13 protein-coding genes are annotated in these 18,598 nt (G+C 40.7%); 4 read left to right on the top strand and 9 right to left on the bottom strand.

Annotation, left to right across the window (positions count from 1 at the left end; translation table 11 throughout):
• Nucleotides 1-100 precede the first annotated feature (100 nt).
• From G622_RS0104300 to G622_RS0104290, 3 genes are all read right to left on the bottom strand, one after another.
• The gene (locus G622_RS0104300) at nucleotides 101-1,393 is read right to left on the bottom strand and encodes an adenylosuccinate synthase (protein ID WP_026509672.1); all 1,293 of its coding nucleotides are present in this window, start codon (nucleotides 1,391-1,393) and stop codon (nucleotides 101-103) included.
• A gap of 231 nt (nucleotides 1,394-1,624) precedes the next feature.
• Entirely contained in the window at nucleotides 1,625-3,343 is a 1,719-nt protein-coding gene (locus tag G622_RS0104295; protein WP_026509671.1) for an alpha-amylase family glycosyl hydrolase, read from the bottom strand.
• Nucleotides 3,344-3,492: 149 nt separating this feature from the next.
• Entirely contained in the window at nucleotides 3,493-4,467 is a 975-nt protein-coding gene (locus tag G622_RS0104290; RefSeq protein WP_330363563.1) for a hypothetical protein, read from the bottom strand.
• A gap of 167 nt (nucleotides 4,468-4,634) precedes the next feature.
• Here G622_RS0104290 and G622_RS0104285 point away from each other — a divergent pair, with 167 nt between their 5' ends.
• The 4 genes from G622_RS0104285 (at nucleotide 4,635) to G622_RS0104270 (ending at nucleotide 9,506) form a co-directional block, all read left to right on the top strand.
• The gene (locus tag G622_RS0104285; protein ID WP_026509669.1) at nucleotides 4,635-5,648 is read left to right on the top strand and encodes a LacI family DNA-binding transcriptional regulator; all 1,014 of its coding nucleotides are present in this window, start codon (nucleotides 4,635-4,637) and stop codon (nucleotides 5,646-5,648) included.
• A gap of 406 nt (nucleotides 5,649-6,054) precedes the next feature.
• Nucleotides 6,055-7,452: an ABC transporter substrate-binding protein gene (locus tag G622_RS0104280; RefSeq protein WP_026509668.1), complete on the top strand. Its 1,398-nt coding sequence runs from the start codon at nucleotides 6,055-6,057 to the stop codon at nucleotides 7,450-7,452.
• A gap of 132 nt (nucleotides 7,453-7,584) precedes the next feature.
• On the top strand, nucleotides 7,585-8,637 hold the full coding sequence (locus G622_RS0104275) for a carbohydrate ABC transporter permease (protein WP_026509667.1): 1,053 nt from the start codon (nucleotides 7,585-7,587) through the stop codon (nucleotides 8,635-8,637).
• Nucleotides 8,637-9,506, top strand: coding sequence for a carbohydrate ABC transporter permease (locus G622_RS0104270; RefSeq protein WP_026509666.1), 870 nt, complete (start codon nucleotides 8,637-8,639; stop codon nucleotides 9,504-9,506). Before G622_RS0104275 ends, G622_RS0104270 begins: the two co-directional genes overlap by 1 nt.
• Before the next feature lie 144 nt (nucleotides 9,507-9,650).
• Here G622_RS0104270 and G622_RS21545 read toward each other — a convergent pair whose 3' ends face one another.
• From G622_RS21545 to purF, 6 genes are all read right to left on the bottom strand, one after another.
• Nucleotides 9,651-10,154: a GAF domain-containing protein gene (locus tag G622_RS21545; protein ID WP_044913583.1), complete on the bottom strand. Its 504-nt coding sequence runs from the start codon at nucleotides 10,152-10,154 to the stop codon at nucleotides 9,651-9,653.
• A 407-nt stretch (nucleotides 10,155-10,561) separates the two neighbouring features.
• Nucleotides 10,562-11,188 (bottom strand): Ig-like domain-containing protein, encoded by a 627-nt coding sequence (locus tag G622_RS0104260; RefSeq protein ID WP_026509665.1) that lies wholly within the window; start codon nucleotides 11,186-11,188, stop codon nucleotides 10,562-10,564.
• Between the two features lie 178 nt (nucleotides 11,189-11,366).
• Nucleotides 11,367-12,005 (bottom strand): Ig-like domain-containing protein, encoded by a 639-nt coding sequence (locus tag G622_RS0104255; protein ID WP_026509664.1) that lies wholly within the window; start codon nucleotides 12,003-12,005, stop codon nucleotides 11,367-11,369.
• Between the two features lie 633 nt (nucleotides 12,006-12,638).
• Entirely contained in the window at nucleotides 12,639-15,449 is a 2,811-nt protein-coding gene (locus G622_RS0104250) for a glycoside hydrolase family 3 protein (protein WP_044957101.1), read from the bottom strand.
• Nucleotides 15,450-15,632: 183 nt separating this feature from the next.
• Nucleotides 15,633-17,066 (bottom strand): adenylosuccinate lyase, encoded by a 1,434-nt coding sequence (gene purB, locus G622_RS0104245; protein ID WP_026509662.1) that lies wholly within the window; start codon nucleotides 17,064-17,066, stop codon nucleotides 15,633-15,635.
• A 32-nt stretch (nucleotides 17,067-17,098) separates the two neighbouring features.
• Nucleotides 17,099-18,538 carry an amidophosphoribosyltransferase gene (gene purF / locus G622_RS0104240; RefSeq protein WP_026509661.1) on the bottom strand — a complete coding sequence of 480 codons (1,440 nt, stop codon included), beginning with the start codon at nucleotides 18,536-18,538 and terminating at the stop codon, nucleotides 17,099-17,101.
• Nucleotides 18,539-18,598: the final 60 nt, after the last annotated feature.

Genomic DNA, 18,598 nt, shown 5'->3' with positions numbered 1-18,598 from the left:
TCTCCATAATAAAGGGCTGTCACAAGCGTGGCAGCCCGGTGAAATCTTTAAATGCCTAAAACATATAATTCAGACACAAAAACTTATTCAGAATAATTACTTATTTGCTCAAAGGGCTCTCACGATAGATGATATCCTCTCTTGCGGGACCATTAGATACCATTGTGATCGGATAGCCGATTTCCTTCTCGATAAACTCGATATACTTGCGGCAGTTCTCAGGAAGATCCTCATACTTCTTAATTCCGCGGATGTCAGTCTTCCATCCGGGAAGTGTCTCATATACAGGCTTAGCCTTCTCAAGAAGATGTGTTACAGGGAAGTCCTTAGTAACTTCGCCGTCAATCTCATAGCCTACGCATACCGGAATCTCATCAAGATATCCAAGTACATCAAGTACAGTGAACGCAACATCTGTTGCACCCTGAAGTCTGCAGCCATACTTACTTGCTACGCAGTCATACCATCCCATACGACGAGGACGACCAGTAGTAGCACCGTACTCACCGCCATCTCCACCGCGTCTTCTGAGTTCATCTGCTTCATCACCAAAGATTTCAGAAGTGAATGCACCTGCACCAACTGCTGATGAATAAGCTTTATTTACTACAACAATCTGCTTGATCTCATAAGGAGCGATTCCTGCACCTATTGCACCGTATGCTGCAAGTGTTGAAGATGATGTAACCATAGGATAAATTCCGTGGTCAGGATCTTTCATTGTTCCAAGCTGACCCTCAAGAAGAACTGTCTTGTTCTCTTTGATTGCCTTCTCAAGGAAAAGTGCTGTATCAGCAACATAAGGCTTAACCATATCTCTCCACTCATGAAGAGTATCAAGAAGCTCTGCAGGGCTGATCTCAGGCTTATGATAAAGCTCTTTTAAAAGGATGTTCTTTGTTACAAGAACTCTCTCGACCTTTTCTTTAAGAAGCTCCTCGTCAAAAAGCTCATTAACCTGGAAACCGATCTTTGCATATTTATCTGAATAGAATGGTGCGATGCCTGATTTGGTTGAACCAAATGACTTTCCACCAAGTCTCTCCTCTTCATACTGATCAAAAAGGATGTGATAAGGCATAACTATCTGGCATCGATCTGATATAAGAAGGTTAGGCATCGGAACATTCTTATCTGTTACGCTCTTAAGTTCTCCGATAAGAACAGGAATGTTAAGTGCAACACCGTTTCCAATAATATTTGTTATATTCTGATGAAATACTCCTGAAGGAAGTGTGTGAAGTGCAAATTTGCCATATTGATTAACTATGGTATGTCCTGCATTTGCGCCTCCCTGAAAACGTACAACCACATCAGCCTGGTCGGCCATCATATCTGTGATCTTACCTTTTCCCTCATCACCCCAGTTTGCTCCAACTACTGCTTTTACCATGATATCTCTCCATTCTGCTTCACATGATTATGGATATGAGCATAATGAATGTTCATATCCATAACAAGAATTTACTAATTAACCAAGTGATAATATACTACAGAATGGTTCATAAGTAAAACACAATATTAAAGAAAAATAGCTTAAATTCAAATATTGTTATCTTCTTAATCAGTACCATTGACTATAATAGTACATTTCTCGCTCTTTTGCTTTTTGGAATCTGTATACTTACTGCTCTATTTCGTAATCATATGTTGCAAAGTCAGCCTTAAGTGCTACTCTGTGTCCATCTTTTTCCCATATGAATTTAAGAACAGAGCCATCCTGCTCAAGTGTAAGCTTTGATTCGAAGCCAAATGCAGGATTTGTGTTTCTAAGTCTCAAGAGTTCAAGCTGCTTCTGAACAACCGGCTTATTCATCAGCTCTCTAAGCTGTTCATTGGTCAGATTGGTACGGTTGATTTCCTTATGTCCGCCTGCACCTGCTCTCTTTACAGCCTCGTGATCATTTTCACCTGCAAAAAGGTCAAGATACCAAACCTGCGGCTTTCCGGGCATAAACATCTGCACTGCTCTTGCAAAAAGCATCTTCTTATCTTCTGCACCAAGAGCACTGTAATATGTAGAATTAACCTGATAGTACATGTTCTTCTGGCCGTGAAGATTCTTTACAAGGCCACCTCTTCCAACAACCACATCAATGAGCTTTTCAATCTCATCATCAGGAATAAAGCCCTTAAGATCAAGAACCGGTATACCATCATGGCATCCGAGCATATTAACGACGCGGATGTTTTTATCCATAAGTTCTTTAGCCCATCTGGCAAGAACTTCGCCGTTCTTCTTCTCCATAGCATAAATAAGAAGTCCGGGAAGGAAGAAGTCATAGGTCATGTAGCCCTTGCCGGCAACCTTCTCGTAAATTCCTGCACCGTAGCTGTCATGTATTTCCGGAAGAAGTCTGAGATTATTCTTATCAGCGATGCCCTTAACTCTCTCAAGAACATCCCATGTATCAGGCTCGTTAAGGAAATTCTTTTTGCCGGGTTCCTTAGGTGCATAAGCAAATGCATCAAGTCTTACTATTGCGGCACCATACTCAGAGAGGGTCCTTAAAGTATTCTCATAATGTTCCCAAACAAGATCAGACTTTATGTTCAGATCCATCTGACCAAGATATTTTCTTCCATTTGCAAGATACTCAAGAACTGCATCACGGTACTCTTCGTATTTGCCAAAATCTATTTCCTCAGGCTTTTTGCCCTCATCAAGACCTTCGCAGACAATCTTTGCGATTCTCTCTGCAGTCATATACTGTAATCTTCCGCCGCCCTGTCTATCCTCTTCAGGATTAGCAGAGCCGTTCTTTTCCTTGTACTCCTCTACCGCTTCAATAATATCCTGAGCGTCGGGTCTTCTGTACTGAACTTCCTGATAAAAAGTGTTCCAGTAAGGAATCTCTTTTCCATCGGGCATGCGAACCATAAGGATAGGAAGTCCCGGCTTTCTGAAAAACATATCCTTGATATATTTCTCATCAGGCTGAATGTAACCTTCAGGAGTCATCTCTCCGCAGCCATCCCAGAATTTATTCCAGTTTATGAAAAAGTCAGCATACTTAGATTTTTCACCATTTTTAAGTAAGTCCTGAAACTGAGGTGAAAGAACTGAAGCATGGTTCAAAATAAAATCGAGTTTAAGATCAATTCCAAGTGCACGAAGTCTGTCAAGATCACTCTTTGAACCAAGTTCTTTATTGATGCCATAGTCAATAACAGAAAATCCTCTGTCAAGATCTGTGTTATAAATGCTGGGAAGAATGTAAAAAGAACTGAATGTGTCCTTAAATTCCTCCTTCTCAAGCATGGTTACTATGTCACCAAGTGTACCGCCACAGCTGTCCGGATATGCATTAAGCATAGGACCGTTATCTACAAATTTACTCATTTATATTCCTTTCATACTTCACTTTTTACCGTTTTAATTAAGGCGTAGTATCGTTATATTTTTTCAAGATACAGTGCTTGAATAATCCAATGATTCCCTTTAATTACTTTCAGAAATCGCCAAAATTTCTTACATTCAGGAATCTGACTTTAAATATTCATAAGCTTTTTGAATTCATCATAGCTTATGATCTCGCCCTGCTTGCTTACGATGATCTTAGCCTTATGTGCCTGTGCGACCAGCTTGTTCTGCTCAAGCTCAAGAACCATCATTGTGAAAGGACTGTCAACCTTACCATCGCGGGCACGGCTTCTTCTATGCTCTAATGTCTCCTGGGGAGTGGAGTTAAGTAATATCGGAATATCAACTTCATTCATACAGTCTGTATTTCCGTGTGTCCACTCAATAATAAGAACCTGCTTCTTAGACATATCAACTTCATCGTACCAGAGAGTTGTCTCATCTCTTCCCATTCTCTTAAGCCAAAGCTTGTCTGCACCATTCTTAAATGCTGCAAGAATTGTGTCAACTTCAGCAAAATCTGTTTCATTAGGGGTTCCAAGATAAGCATCAAGTCCCTTCTTACCTGCATCAAGATATGAAGCAAACCAGGGATATTCCTTAACATGCTCTGCATTTGCATCGTCATTCTGTTCCTGAAAAGCTTTAACTATTTTGTAGTTCTCTTCATTCATGGCACCGCCATCGACCATGCCTCTTATACCACACTGTCTGAAAGTGTGAAGTCGCTCTGCGTCATTGTACATAGGAATTCTGTGAGGATAGTTATCTCCTGACATTGTGTAGCTTCCGATGCCAGACTGTTCAAGCATATATGAAAGCAGTGATGCTATTTCAGATTTACCTACTCCTGATCCTCCGCAAACTGTAATAACCGCTCTTCCAAAAGGGTTAGCAGCTGTAACCTTGGAAAGCTCCTTAAGCAGCAACGGGAAAATTGTCTTAGCCTTGGCAATATGACTCTCTCCAATCTCTATCTTATCTCCGGGCATATCGCCGTGGGGAATATCAGCAGGGATTTCTATTACTTTATCACTTAGTGATGTTACCATCTCCTGTGTAATCGCATTCATAGGGTTTATTTTGCCGTAAACTGTGTTCATTCTGGATTCCTTTCAAAGAAAAATTTGATTTGTTGCAACTTTAACGCAAAAGTTTCTTATATTATGTGCATTTTCGAATTTTGACAGCGCATTTTTGCTGTGATATTTTTACACTATAATCATTTTTAAACTTTTGTAAAGTTAAATTTTTTTGGTGATGGTTTTTTATGATAACAATTAAAGAGATTGCAAAGCAATTAAATATGAGTACCACCACAGTTTCCAACGTGATTCACGGGAAAACCAGAGAGGTCTCCCCTGCCACGATAAAAATTGTAGAGGACTATCTGAAAAAAGTTGATTACGTCCCCAACATCAATGCAAGAAATCTTGCACAGAACGAATCCAAGATAATCGGAGTTGCCCTTAAGGCAAGAGCTGATAAATATGAAAATCTGCTCATGGATCCTTTTGTATCTGAGCTTATTGGTGGTATTGAGGAATCAATCAGGAATGCAGGCTATTTCATGATGCTTTATATTTCCCGTGATACCGACGAGATCATGAGGCACGTTTCTACCTGGAACGTAGATGGACTTCTTCTATTCGGAATGATTGATGATGACGGAATTCGTGTCAGTGAGAAATATAAAAAGCCCATCGTCTGCATCGATACTTATAGTATTGAAGGATTGAAGCATTTTATAAATGTGGGACTTAATGACAGACAGGGCTGCTTTGATATGGTCAACTATATGATTAAGCAAGGTCATAAAAAAATAGCCTTCCTGTCTGATAATATGAATGGTGTCGATTATGAGCGATTCTCCGGTTATAAATATGCACTTGAAGGTAATGGCATTCATTTTGAGGAGGATTGGTTCCTGAAGATTCAGCCCAGAAGTGATGAAATAAATGAATCTCTGGAGTATATTTGCAAACGCGCAATGGAGTTTGATGCGATAATGTGTGTTTCAGATCTGTATGCTGTTCAGGTTATGTGTGCACTTGAGGACAGAGGAATCCATGTCCCGGATGATATCTCAATCGCCGGTTTCGATGACACTCTTCTTGGTCAGCTGCACCGCCCTGCCCTTACCACTGTTCATCAGAATGTTAAGCAAAAAGGCATCATGGCTACAGATGTTCTCCTAAAGAGAATAAATGGTGAAAAAACTCCCAAGCAAATTCAGCTTCCAACTGAGCTTATAATTCGCGATACTGTTAAAACCATCAGCTGATACACAATATATTCAGTTGTTACATATCCATTGGTACAAATTAGTGTATCCGGCAGATTTACCTCACATAATAAGGTTCATCCGAAGCGTTTTTTGTGTTTGTAAGAAATTGTAGACCTATACAACCTACACAATATTAAATCGTATATTTCTGAATCGTTTGAGCAATGTGTATATTAATGCACATTGCTTTTTTTATAAAACTTTTAGAATTATTAAAAATTGCCCAAAGCCAGTTATAATCAGCTTTCGCGCATAAGGTGTGATAAAATACGGAAAAAGTTTGCTTTTTTTACTTGTAATTTTCCAGTTTGCGTGGTATTTTTATTTCAGCATAAAACTTATGCGCAAAAGTAACCGCTAACCAATTTACTTGGTTAGCAAAGTGCACAATAAGGAGGGTAACATGAAAAAGAAAGTATTATCTATTCTTCTTGCTGGAACAATGGTTCTTAGCATGACAGCTTGTGGAGGCTCAAGCGCTGACACAGCATCTGACACTACAGCATCTACTGACGAGACTGCTGCAGAAGAAACAACTACTGAGGAATCCACAGAGGAAACAGCTACTGAGGAATCCACAGAGGAAGCAGCTACTGAGGAGACAGCTACAGAGGAATCATCTGATTCTACAGCATCAGCCGGTGCTATTCGTCTTCTTAATGGTAAGCCTGAGATCAACGATCAGCTTTTAGAGCTCGCTGAGCTTTACAAGACTGAGACCGGTAATGAAGTTTCTATCGAGACAATCGGCGGTGACACAAATGCCAGTGATGAGCTCAAGAAAATGTACCAGGCTGACAACATGCCTGACATCTTCGTTATCGAAGCTAACCAGGCTGCTACATGGGACGGCATGCTTGCTGACCTTGCTGGTGAAGAATGGACAGATAAGACAGGTTTCGAACTTGTTGATGAGAACATGGGCACAATCGGCTTCCCTTACACAGTAGAAGCTACAGCTCTTGGCTACAACGCAGACGTTCTTAGCGCTGCAGGTGTTGATCCCGCTTCTCTTACAAGCCCTGATGCTTGGAAGAGCGCTTGTGAAACACTTGATTCCAAGAAGGATGAGCTTGGCATCACAGCAGTATTTGGCTGGTGTGCAGAGCCTGCAAACCTTGGATGGTCTTCAGGTACACATGTATTTGGTCAGTATCTTGATGCAGGTCTTAAGGCTGACGACACAACTTACATCGACATGCTTAATGACGGTGGTAAGATCGATACAGACAGAATGACAAAGTTTGCTGAGTTCATCGGCATGATGAATCAGTATTCAGATCCTAACCTTCTTGTAGACGGTACATATGATAATCAGGTTGCAGGCTTCAAGGAAGGCAAATATGCATTCATCACACAGGGTAACTGGTGTGTAACATCTCCTGAAGATGTAAGCTTCGAAGTTGGTTTTGCTCCTTATGCATTTGAGGATGGCATCAACACAATCATCGCTGGTCCTCCGTCATACTGGGTAGCTTACAAGGACGGTAACGTTGACGCAGCTAAGACATTCTTCAACTGGTGCGCAGGTGATTCAGCTCAGGATATCCTTGTAAACAAGGCTGGTCTTGTATCTCCTTTCGATGATTGCAAGTATGAAGCAACCAATCCTTTCTACAAGAGCATGAAGAGCTATATCGATGCAGGCAACTACAGCGGATGGCACACAATGCTTAAGAAGGACGGTCTCCAGAACGAGACATGTCAGGTATTCGCAGATTATGCTAAGGGAACAATTGCAGACGCTGCTGAGTTCACAGACAAGATTTCTAAGGTTATTACAGGCTATTACAATAACTAATAGAAAATAGACAACCGGGGCAGGGCTAAATGCTCTGCCCCCTATTATTCAAAAATACAAATTTTGTTAGTATCTTTACAATTTGGGGCAAAAGCAAAGAGCCTCCTTCAATAATTAAAGGAGATTAAGTTTATGAAAACACCATCTGCTAGTAAGCAAGTAATGTCAATCCTACTCATGATTGCCGGTGTTGCACTTGTAATATGGTCTCTGGCGATGGATATTAAGGGATCGGATGTATCGTATCGCGGAGCTACTTTAGTGCTTGGGGCTGTTGGAATCATTGCAGGTTTATACTTCTATCCTACTATCAAACATCATCGTACGATCATTAATATTATTTTCCTGTTCCCGCTTCTTTTTGCTTTTGCGGTAACAGTTATCATTCCTCTTGTTCTTGGTATTGGTTATTCCTTTACAGACTGGGATGGAATCAGAGTAAAAAATGTAATCGGTGTTTCAAACTACACCAGAATGTTTACACAGGCAAGCTTCCTGTGGTCAATATTCATCACATTTCTTTTCGTAGTATTTAATATGATCCTTGTAAATCTGGTAGCATTTTTACTTGCTCTTCTTTGCACATCCAGAATAAAAGGACTTGGCTTCTTCAGAGCCGCTTATTTCCTTCCGAACCTTATCGGAGGTATCGTACTAGGCTATATCTGGAACTTCATTTTCAGTAACGTTGTTACAGAATTATTAAAGACCCAGTACTCTATGCTTGCGGATACAAAAACAGCATTTATGGCTATTATTATCGTATATATCTGGCAGTATGCAGGTTATATAATGCTTATCTATATCACAGGTCTTAACACAATTCCCGGTGATGTACTTGAGGCATCTGCCATCGATGGAGCAAATCCTCTTCAGACTCTTTTTGAAATCAAGATTCCTATGATCGCTCCTACAATTACAATTTGTACATTCCTTACACTTACAAGTGCATTCAAGCAGTTCGATGTAAACCTTGCACTTACAAATGGTACAGGCTCAGTTGATATATTTGATAACTATCTTACAAATGGTACTGAGATGCTTGCACTTAATATTTACAACACAGCAGTTATCAAGAATGAATATGCATTCGGTGAAGCTAAGGCCGTTCTGTTCTTTATCATTCTCGCATGTGTATCTATTCTTCAGGTTCGCATATCTAATAAGAAGGAGGTTGAATTATAATGCATACAAAAGAAAAAACTTCAAGCGTTGTAATCAGACTTATCATAGCAATTATTATCGCTGCATATGTTCTGTTTCCCTTCTTTCTTGTTTGTGTAAACTCTTTTAAACAGTCTGCAGACATTACCTCAAATCCTATCGGATTTAACGGTGTTTCATTCGGACAGTTTGCACAAAATATGAATGATGTTATAAACAACAAGAGCTTTACTTTCTGGCAGACCTTTGGATATTCAGCTATTATAACAATTCTGTCACTTGTACTTTTGGCAGTACTTGGATCAATGGCAGCATGGGTTATCTGCCGTAATAAAACAGCATGGTCAAATGTAATTTACTTTACATTCATCGCATCAATGATCATTCCTTTCCAGGTAGTAATGCTTCCTCTTATCTCCACTTTCAGAGATGTAGGTAAGTTTGTTGGCATTCCGATGCTGAAATCCGTACCCGGTATAGTATTTGCTTACCTTGGATTCGGTGGTGCAATGACAGTATTTATTCTTGTAGGATTTATAAAGGGAATTCCTTTTGATCTTGAAGAAGCAGCATCAATCGATGGATGCTCACCTGAGCAGGTATTCTTCAAAGTAATCTTCCCTCTCCTATCTCCCGTTATTACTACAGTAACAATTCTTAACGGTATGTGGATCTGGAACGATTACCTTCTGCCTTCAATGATGCTTGGTCAGAACGGACCTGTTAAGACACTTCCTGTTGCAGTTCAGGCTTTTGTAGGTTCTTATGTAAAACAGTGGAACCTGATCCTGGCAGCTGCACTTCTCGCAATCCTGCCTATGGTTATTCTCTTCCTTATCGCTCAGAAGCAGATTATGGAAGGTATGATCGAAGGTGCTGTAAAGGGTTGATAATCTTAGCTTACTAACCCATTTCCATGTATAAGAATTTCGCAAGCGAAATTCTCGCGCCGTGCGCAGTTGCTTTGGCAACACTTAAAGTAAAAAAGAACCTGACAGTTTCGCCGCTGTCAGGTTCTTTTGTTATTTCTTTAATTACAATTCGTAGCCAGGAAGTATAGCTGAGATAAGCTCTGCACACTTTTCAAGATCAGCGCTCTCTTCATTTGCATCAGTAAATCTTCCCTGTGTATTACTATCTATATCAAGGACTCCAATCACTTTACCATTCTTATCGCGAAGAGGGATTACTATTTCTGATTTTGCTTCACTATCACAAACTATATATCCTTCAAACTTTGACACATCAGGTACAATCAATGTCTTATCTTCTGCTGCAGAAACACCGCATACTCCCTTTCCAAGACCTATATGTGTACATGCAACCTTTCCCTGGAAGGGTCCCAAAATCAGTTCTTTATCATCTCCCTGGGAGAATAATTTGCTGTCTTCTGTCTCACCTTTATTTGCCATGAAATAAAATCCAACCCAGCTTACATCCGGTAGTTGATCCCATAGACAAGCAGCCACATTAGAAAGATTAGTAATATACCAATCCCTTTTATCAATTACTGCATCAACATAACTTGAAATTGCCATACTGTTTTTATTCCTCCGTAAATTTTCTTGCCTTCCCTCATAAAAAGTAACTCAGCTGATAAAGCAAGCGCACTTCAATGTTTCTATTTTCCCTTCAATGGAGCGTGCAATTTAATCAGCAAAAATATATTATCACATCTTTTAAACAACTGCTAATTATTTCATCCGCTCATTAAAGGCTCTGCTCAAGAAATCTCCACTAAGCTCGATAATGCCTCGCTAAGTTGGCTTGCATGGCTCGCATTAAGCTCTACAATACCTCACTAAGTGCTCTACTCAATGAATCAAAAAGTCGCATCTCATAAGTTTTCATATGAGATGCGACCTGTCCAGTTTTCTATTTGCTATGCTGCCTAGCAAACAACTCTGATAAGCTTTAATAAAATCTTATTCAGATATTTCAATATTTAATTTACATTGACCTTCATAGCTGCGTCTTTTCCAGCCTTCTGGCAGTGAATAATTGTTGTGCCATGTCCTACAGCTCTGATATTGCCATGATCATCAACTGTAGCGATGTCACTGTTCTCACTTGTCCATCTAAAGCTTCCTGCGCCGTTATCTCCGCTGGTATAAACCCTTGCAGTGTAGCCCTGACCAAGATCAAGTGTAATTTCAGGCTTATCTAACCAGATTTTATCAACATGGGCGCCTTTGCCACTTCCGCCACCTGTTACCTCAACATAAACAGTTGCTGTAAAATCACTATTCTTATCCTTGATCTCTATTTCTGCATCTCCGCTCTTCTTTGCGACGATAAGTCCACTCTTTGAGCAGGAAATAATGGATTTGCCACTTACTTTATATGTTACAGTCTTCCTACCTAAAGTCTGTCCGTTCTTTTTAACCTTCAGCTGGATTTTCTTTCCTCTGGACATTTCAATGTCTTTTTCTCCGCCGCCCTGCTCAAGCTTAACTGATACACTCTTGGTAGCAGCCCTTACCTGATATGCAGGAACAGCCAGCATGCATAGCATTGCGACCATCATAAAAGCCAGCACAGTTGATAGTACCCTCTTTACTCTCATTCCCATAAGAAACACCCCCTTAATTGCGGTATTTATTATTTTTACAGGCCAGGACCACCCTGACCAGTGCAGCCGCTATTTCCCTTCAAAATCCAAGATATCATGAACACAAACGATAAAAAGCAACCTGCATCCCAAATGAAACCTCTTCGTGTTGCCGGATATTGTCTATCGCATTAATGTATTACTGAGACACATATACCATAATACAAGCATCTTTGCCATCTTTATTAGCGTGTATTCCTACCTGTCCGGGATTCTGAGCCTTGATCACACCACCACTAACTGTTGCGATACTATCATCATCACTGCTCCATTTAACATTTTCTACAGTTGCACTTCCGTCAGGATCTGAGAAAACCTTGCAGTTAAAGGTCTGTCCAACTTTAAGATTTACAGAAGCCTGACTGAGCCATAGTTTTGTAGTTTTCTTTCCTGAGCCCTGCCCCTTCTTCTTTACTTCAACATAAATAGTTGCAGTAAAGTCAGAATTCTTATCCTTAATACTAATCTCGCAATCTCCGCCCTTCTTAGCTGTGATTACGCCACTCTTGGAAACGGAGGCAACAGATTTCTTGGATGACTTATAGGTTACAGACTTCTTGGAAAGCGTCTTTCCATCTTTCTTAACCTTGATTTGAAGCTTCTGTCCCGCATTCATCTCAACGTCCTCTTCTTCACCTTCCTGGGAAAGAGTAACCTTAACCTTCTTAGTTGCTGCCTGCGTATGATAAGACGGAATTGCCATAAAACAAATCATGGCAGCCATCATAACTGCAATTGTTGTTGAAAGTACCTTTTTGAAATTAATTCTGTTGTTCATTAGAACCACCCCTTTCAGTATTTGAAAATCACACCAGACTCAAATGAATCTTGCAATGTGTTCTGTAAAAAATCAAATACTTATTATTTTTTGTATTACTATTATGCCTTATTATTAACACGCTTTTATCCATATGTAAACTTCATCGGAATCGACTTAAGCAACATTTAAGATTTCCTTTATAGTTCCTTAAAACAAGGCATTTTTACACATAATAATTTTATAAAAAATGCGCCGGACAGCAATTTATGTGGTAAAAAACATTATCACCACACAAACTGCCATCCGGCGCATAATTCTGTTTTTACAAATATTTATCTACTAAAAAAAGCAAACAAAAATCTATGACTTCTTGCGGGCAAAAGCGGAAATCGCCCGCAAGAATCCTGCTTTGCAGGATACGCCCCTCGCTTTGCGAGGACCTAGTCCAATACGATTCCCGTTTTTCTAAGGAAAAACAGGAATCTATGACTTCTTGCGGGCAAAAGCGGAAATCGCCCGCAAGAATCCTGCTTTGCAGGACACGCCCCTCGCTTTGCGAGGATCTGGTCCAATACGATTCCCGTTTTTCTGAGGAAAAACAGGAATCTATGCCTTTATCTTTCGAAAGTGTACTCCATAATGGGGCGATTTTTATAACTCTGAGATACCTCTCTTAAACTCCTCTTCAAGGCTCTTCACCATCTTCAGCTTGGCTGATTTTATTTCAAGTCCACCCTGAGCAAAATAAAATTTAAGGTAAGAGTTACTCATAAACAAAGGATTAAGATCTATTGTAATGGTCTTATATTCCTTTTCCATTCCTGTCAAAGTCACAGTTTTTACAAGCATCTTATCCTGGAAAACTGACATAGGAAGCTGAGCAACATCTGGCTGATTTGCATCTGCTCTCATTTCAAGCTCAAGCTGAGCTATGCATTTTTGCTTTGAAGAAATAAGGAATGCTGTGGTTTCTCCCTTTTCTACCTTTATGCTTGCAGGATCAAGAATAAGCTCGTCACCTGCAAAGGTAACATCTATCATATCCTGGAGCTTAGCATCTTCATCTGAAATAGTTGCTGCCAGCTCTTTATCAAGTGCAGATTCCTCACCCAGCATATGTCTGTATACAGGAGTCTGCAATAAGAATCTGCAAATGTTCATTGCACTTCTTACAAGCTCTGCTCTCTTAAGCTTTCCGAGCTTTAATGCTGCAGAAAGATCATCACCATTTGAATTTTCTTCTGCATTTCCATTGACCATGTTGAGGTCATTCTGAGCCCTAACCTGAGCTGATACATTCTGGTAGCTTCCGGGAGCTCCAGCTTCGTCATTACCCATAGCCCACCAGTCGGTCATTACTATTCCTTCAAAGCCCCACTCGCCTCTAAGAATTGTAGTCAAAAGGTCATAACTGCTGGCTGTCCAGATTCCATTTACAGGACCATAAGTACTCATGATTGCGCGAGCCCCGCCTTCACGAACAGCAATTTCAAAGCCTTTAAGATATATCTCACGGAGTGCTCTCTCTGAAACAACGTTATCTACATTGTGTCTGCGATACTCCTGAGTATTTCCTGCAAAATGCTTAATAACTCCGGTCACATCATATTTATGCATACCACGAAGCTGAGCAGATACCAGCTTACCAGTAAGAAGCGGATCCTCTGAGAAATACTCAAAGTTTCTTCCGTTAAGAGGGTTTCTGTGAATATTCATTCCGGGGCCAAGCAGAGCATCAATTCTGTTTCTTCTAAGATCAAGAGCTTCAAAGGTAAAAAGCTCCTCATTTATTTCTTCATTGAATGAACTTGCAAGGCAGGTTCCATTAGGAAGAGAGAATGCATGAGTTCCGCAATCCATACGAATACCACTTGGTCCGTCGGAGCAACCTGCAACCGGTATGCCAAAGCTCTTAAGCCTCTCTGTCACGCCACCGAAAGCACCTGCGATACCTGCAGTAACCTTGGGAGAGCACATACCCTCGCCACGCATCATAGCACACAGATCCTCATCAGAAAGCTGTGCAACAAAGCCTTCAAGGGATACCTTTTTATCCTCTACATCTTTTAGTTTATAACCCTTATCACCGGTATAAGGAAGCGCCTTGGGAAGTCTGTCATTACGCTTCTTGTTGGGATCAAGAGTTCTTACAGGAGCCTTTTCAAGCACCTTGGCACAAAGACCTATAGCCTCCTCAGGTTTGATACGGTCAAATTCCTTAACAGGAGCATATGCCTCTTCACACTTATAGATAACTTCAAGCTTTTTAAGTTCAAACTCTCCTGCAAGTTCAGCACTTCTAACATCGCTTCCGGCATAAATTCCGTAAGTTCCCTTTTCCATAACATAGCAGGACTTATGCTTGGTAGCACCGCTGTCATCATATGAGGACAACCAGTATTTGGGAATATTGAATTCAAGGCACTGCATCTGGCCTGGCTTAAGCAGATCTGTTTTAACAAAACCACAAAGAATTCTCTTCGGCTTTCCCAGTACTCCCTGAGGCGCCTCAAGATAAATCTGTACTACTTCTTTACCGGATTTATCTCCTGTATTGGTAACCAGTACCTCAAGACCTACACCCTCCTCATCATCGTAAGAAAACTCACCGATGCCAAGATCAAAGGAAGTATAAGAAAGACCGTATCCAAAAGGATAAAGCACTGAATCCTTATCAAAGGTTTCAAAATAACGATATCCAACATAGATATCCTCTTCCTGGAAGTTTCTCTTATCTGAGCCAAAATTCGCTGTTGAAGGATAATCTTCTATGTTTTTAGCGATTGTATCCGGAAGTTTTCCTGAAGGATTAACATCACCGGAAAGCACATCAAGAACAGCGTTTCCACCTTCCTGTCCGCCCTGCCATACATATAAAACAGCTTCAGGGTCTACATCTTTAACCCACTTCATATCAATGATATTTCCAACATTAAGAAGTACTATGGTCTTGGAAAAAGCCTTGCTTATCTTCTTTAATGCCAGAACCTCTTCATCAGTCAGAAGATAGCTTCCCGGCTCATTCTTATTATCCTGGTCTTCTCCGGCTGTTCTACCGATTATAAAAACTGCTGCTTCAGATTCTTCAGCTGCTTTTTTTACAAAATCATCGCTAAGAGGCATCTCCTTTTGGAACCAGGGTTCTGCTGCCCAGCCGATTCCTGTATCAAAGGGATTGTCCTTTACAAAATCCTCATAAGCTTTTCTTACTTCTGTATTAAGCTTAAATTTCCCGGATTGCTCAAGAGCTTCATAAATACCGACAACATAGTCTACGTTAACCATGCCGCCTGATCCTGTGCCGCTCTTGTAATAATTCATCTGGCTTCTGCCAAATACTGCAAGCTTTGTATTCTTTTTAAGAGGAAGCGCCTCATTATCATTTTTTAAGAGTACAATACCCTCCGCGGCAGCTGCTCTTGCTGTCTTTTTAAATTTCTCTATATCCCATGTTTTTGCCATTACCTTCACCTCTATACCTATTAGTTCATATCTGAATCATTCCGTTCAGATAAAAAAATTCCAATACGATTCCAGTTTTCTGAGAATAAAGGAATCTATATATTTTCCATATATACAGATGCCTTCCCCTGCTACAGGGAAGGCACATGCAGTTTCTACCCTAAATTAGATTGTTGAACATCCTTAGACATTGATTTCAGCAGTAAGACCGAGTTCTTCCTTATTAGCTTCAAGAATCGGATTTACTACTTCATTTAAAAATCTCTCTACCTGATGAGCGCTGCATCCGGTGTATTTCTTAGGATCCATGCACTCCTTGATCTTCTCCTCAGTCATGTGGAAAGCAGGATCCTTAACGATCATTGAAAGCAAATCATTGTCGAGACCATCCTTCTTAACATGGTCACCTGCGATCATTGAAAGCTCTCTTATCTTCTCATGGAGTTCCTGCCTGTTTCCGCCAAGCTTAACTGCATCCATCATGATGTTCTCTGTTGCCATGAAAGGAAGCTCAGACATAAGTCTCTTTTCAATAACCTTGGGGTAAACCACAAGACCATCTGTTACGTTCATGCAAAGATCAAGAATACCATCTATTGCAAGGAATCCCTCAGGAATTGAAAGTCTCTTGTTAGCAGAATCATCAAGTGTTCTCTCAAACCACTGTGAAATCTCAGTGATTGCAGGATTCAAAGTATCTACGATCACATATCTTGAAAGTGAGCAGATTCTCTCACTTCTCATAGGATTTCTCTTGTATGCCATTGCAGATGAACCGATCTGCTTAGCTTCATGAGGCTCTTCAACCTCCTTAAGATGCTGAAGAAGTCTTATATCCTGCGCCATCTTGGTTGCAGAAGAAGCAATACCTGCAAGAACATTAACTACCTTCATGTCAATCTTGCGGCTATAGGTCTGTCCTGATACTGCCATACATCCCTTAAATCCCATCTTATCTGCAAGCATGGGATCAAGCTTATCAACCTTTGTAAGATCTCCATCAAAAAGCTCAAGGAAAGAAGCCTGTGTACCTGTGGTTCCCTTTGATCCAAGAAGCTTCATATTATCAAGAACATAATCAAGGTCCTCAAGATCGATAGTAAAATCCTGAAGCCAGAGTGATGCTCTCTTACCTACTGTAGTAGGCTGAGCAGGCTGAAAATGAGTAAATCCAAGAGTAGGAAGATCCTTGTATTCATCAGCAAACTTAGCAAGGCTCGCAATAACATTAAGAAGCTTTTTGCGAACCAGCTTAAGTGCCTCTGTCATAACAATAATATCTGTATTATCTCCCACATAGCAGCTTGTTGCACCAAGATGTATGATTCCTGCAGCCTTGGGGCACTGCTGACCATAAGCATATACATGGCTCATTACATCATGACGTACTTCCTTTTCACGTGCCTTTGCAACATCGTAGTTTATGTCGTCCTGATGTGACTTAAGCTCATCTATCTGCTCCTGAGTAATATTAAGGCCAAGTTCCTTCTCTATCTCAGCCAGGGCAATCCAAAGTTTTCTCCAGGTGCGGAACTTCATATCCTGTGAAAAAATGTACTGCATCTCTTTGCTGGCATAACGCTCAGAAAGCGGGCTTGAATATCTGTCTGTACTCATTTTTAATCCTCCTAAATTTTATAACTTAATAGTTATTGCTCAAATTCTCCCCTAATATCTTCTTCGGGAGGAGCAACGGGATAATCACCTGTAAAGCATCCCTTACAAATATCAAATTTATGTCCTACAATCTCATCAAGTCTCTCTTCTCTTAAGTAACCGAGAGAATCAGCTCCTATGATCTTGCAGATCTCATCAACATTTCTATTATAAGCTATAAGCTGTTCTCTTGCAGGAACATCCGTGCCAAAATAGCATGGCCACAGGAATGGCGGGGAGCTGACACGCATATGAACCTCTGTAGCACCTGCCTCCCTGAGCATTCTTACAATCCTGTCAGAAGTGGTTCCCCTGACGATAGAGTCATCTATCATGATAACACGTTTGCCCTTAACTGCGTTACTAAGAGCATTCAGTTTTACCTGTACACTGCTCTCGCGACTCTTCTGACCGGGCTTAATAAATGTTCTGCCTATATACTGATTTTTCACAAACGCCTGTCCGTAAGGGATTCCTGATTCCATTGAATATCCAAGTGCTGCTACATTTCCTGATTCTGGAACTCCCACTACAACATCTGCCTCAACCGGAGAATCAATGGCAAGGAAACGTCCGGCCTTTATTCTGGATTCGTATACGCTGACGCCATCCAGAACAGAGTCAGGTCTTGCAAAATAGATATATTCAAAGATGCAGTGTCCATGCTTTACACTCTGGCACATCTGCCTGTTGGATTCTATTCCCTTCTGAGGGGAAATAGTGACAATCTCACCGGGCTCCACATCTCTTATGAATTCTGCGCCTATAGTATCGAGAGCGCAGGTCTCTGATGCAAGAACATAACAGTTATCTCTCTTACCTATAACAAGCGGTCTGAATCCGTTGGGATCTCTTGCTCCGATAAGTTTTCTGGGAGACATGATAACAAGGGAATAAGCACCCTTTATCTTATTCATCGCATTAGCCACGGCAAGCTCAACGCTTGGAGTATTTAATCTCTCTCTTGCAATGTGGTATGCAATGACCTCTGAATCTATCGTAGTCTGAAAGATCGCACCGGTATATGCAAGCTCTTCTCTAAGCTCAGGAGCATTTACAAGATTACCGTTATGAGCCATTGCAAGTGTCCCTTTAACGTAATTAAGGACAAGGGGCTGAGCGTTTTCTCTGGTGCTGCTGCCTGCTGTAGAATAGCGAACATGCCCAACACCTATATCACCATGCATTCCCGAAAGAATCTCATGATTAAACGCTTCATTAACCAGTCCCATGTCCTTATGACTCGTTACTTTTCCTTTTGGTCCGTTAGTATCACTGACAGCAATACCGCAGCTCTCCTGGCCTCTGTGCTGTAGTGACAATAGTCCGTAATAAATAGACTGTGCAACATCGCCGCCATCGAAATCGTACATTCCGAAAACGCCGCACTCCTCACCTATCTTATCGTTTTCCTTATAAAATATTTCCGCCATAATTCTTCCTGTGAATCTCTTTTAATAATTGCCTTCTTTTACCGGTAATAATATGACACT

This window comes from Butyrivibrio sp. LC3010 (assembly GCF_000424385.1).
In the GTDB taxonomy this organism is placed as follows: Bacteria; Bacillota; Clostridia; order Lachnospirales; family Lachnospiraceae; genus Butyrivibrio.
This window is presented reverse-complemented; position numbering and strand designations above follow the sequence as displayed.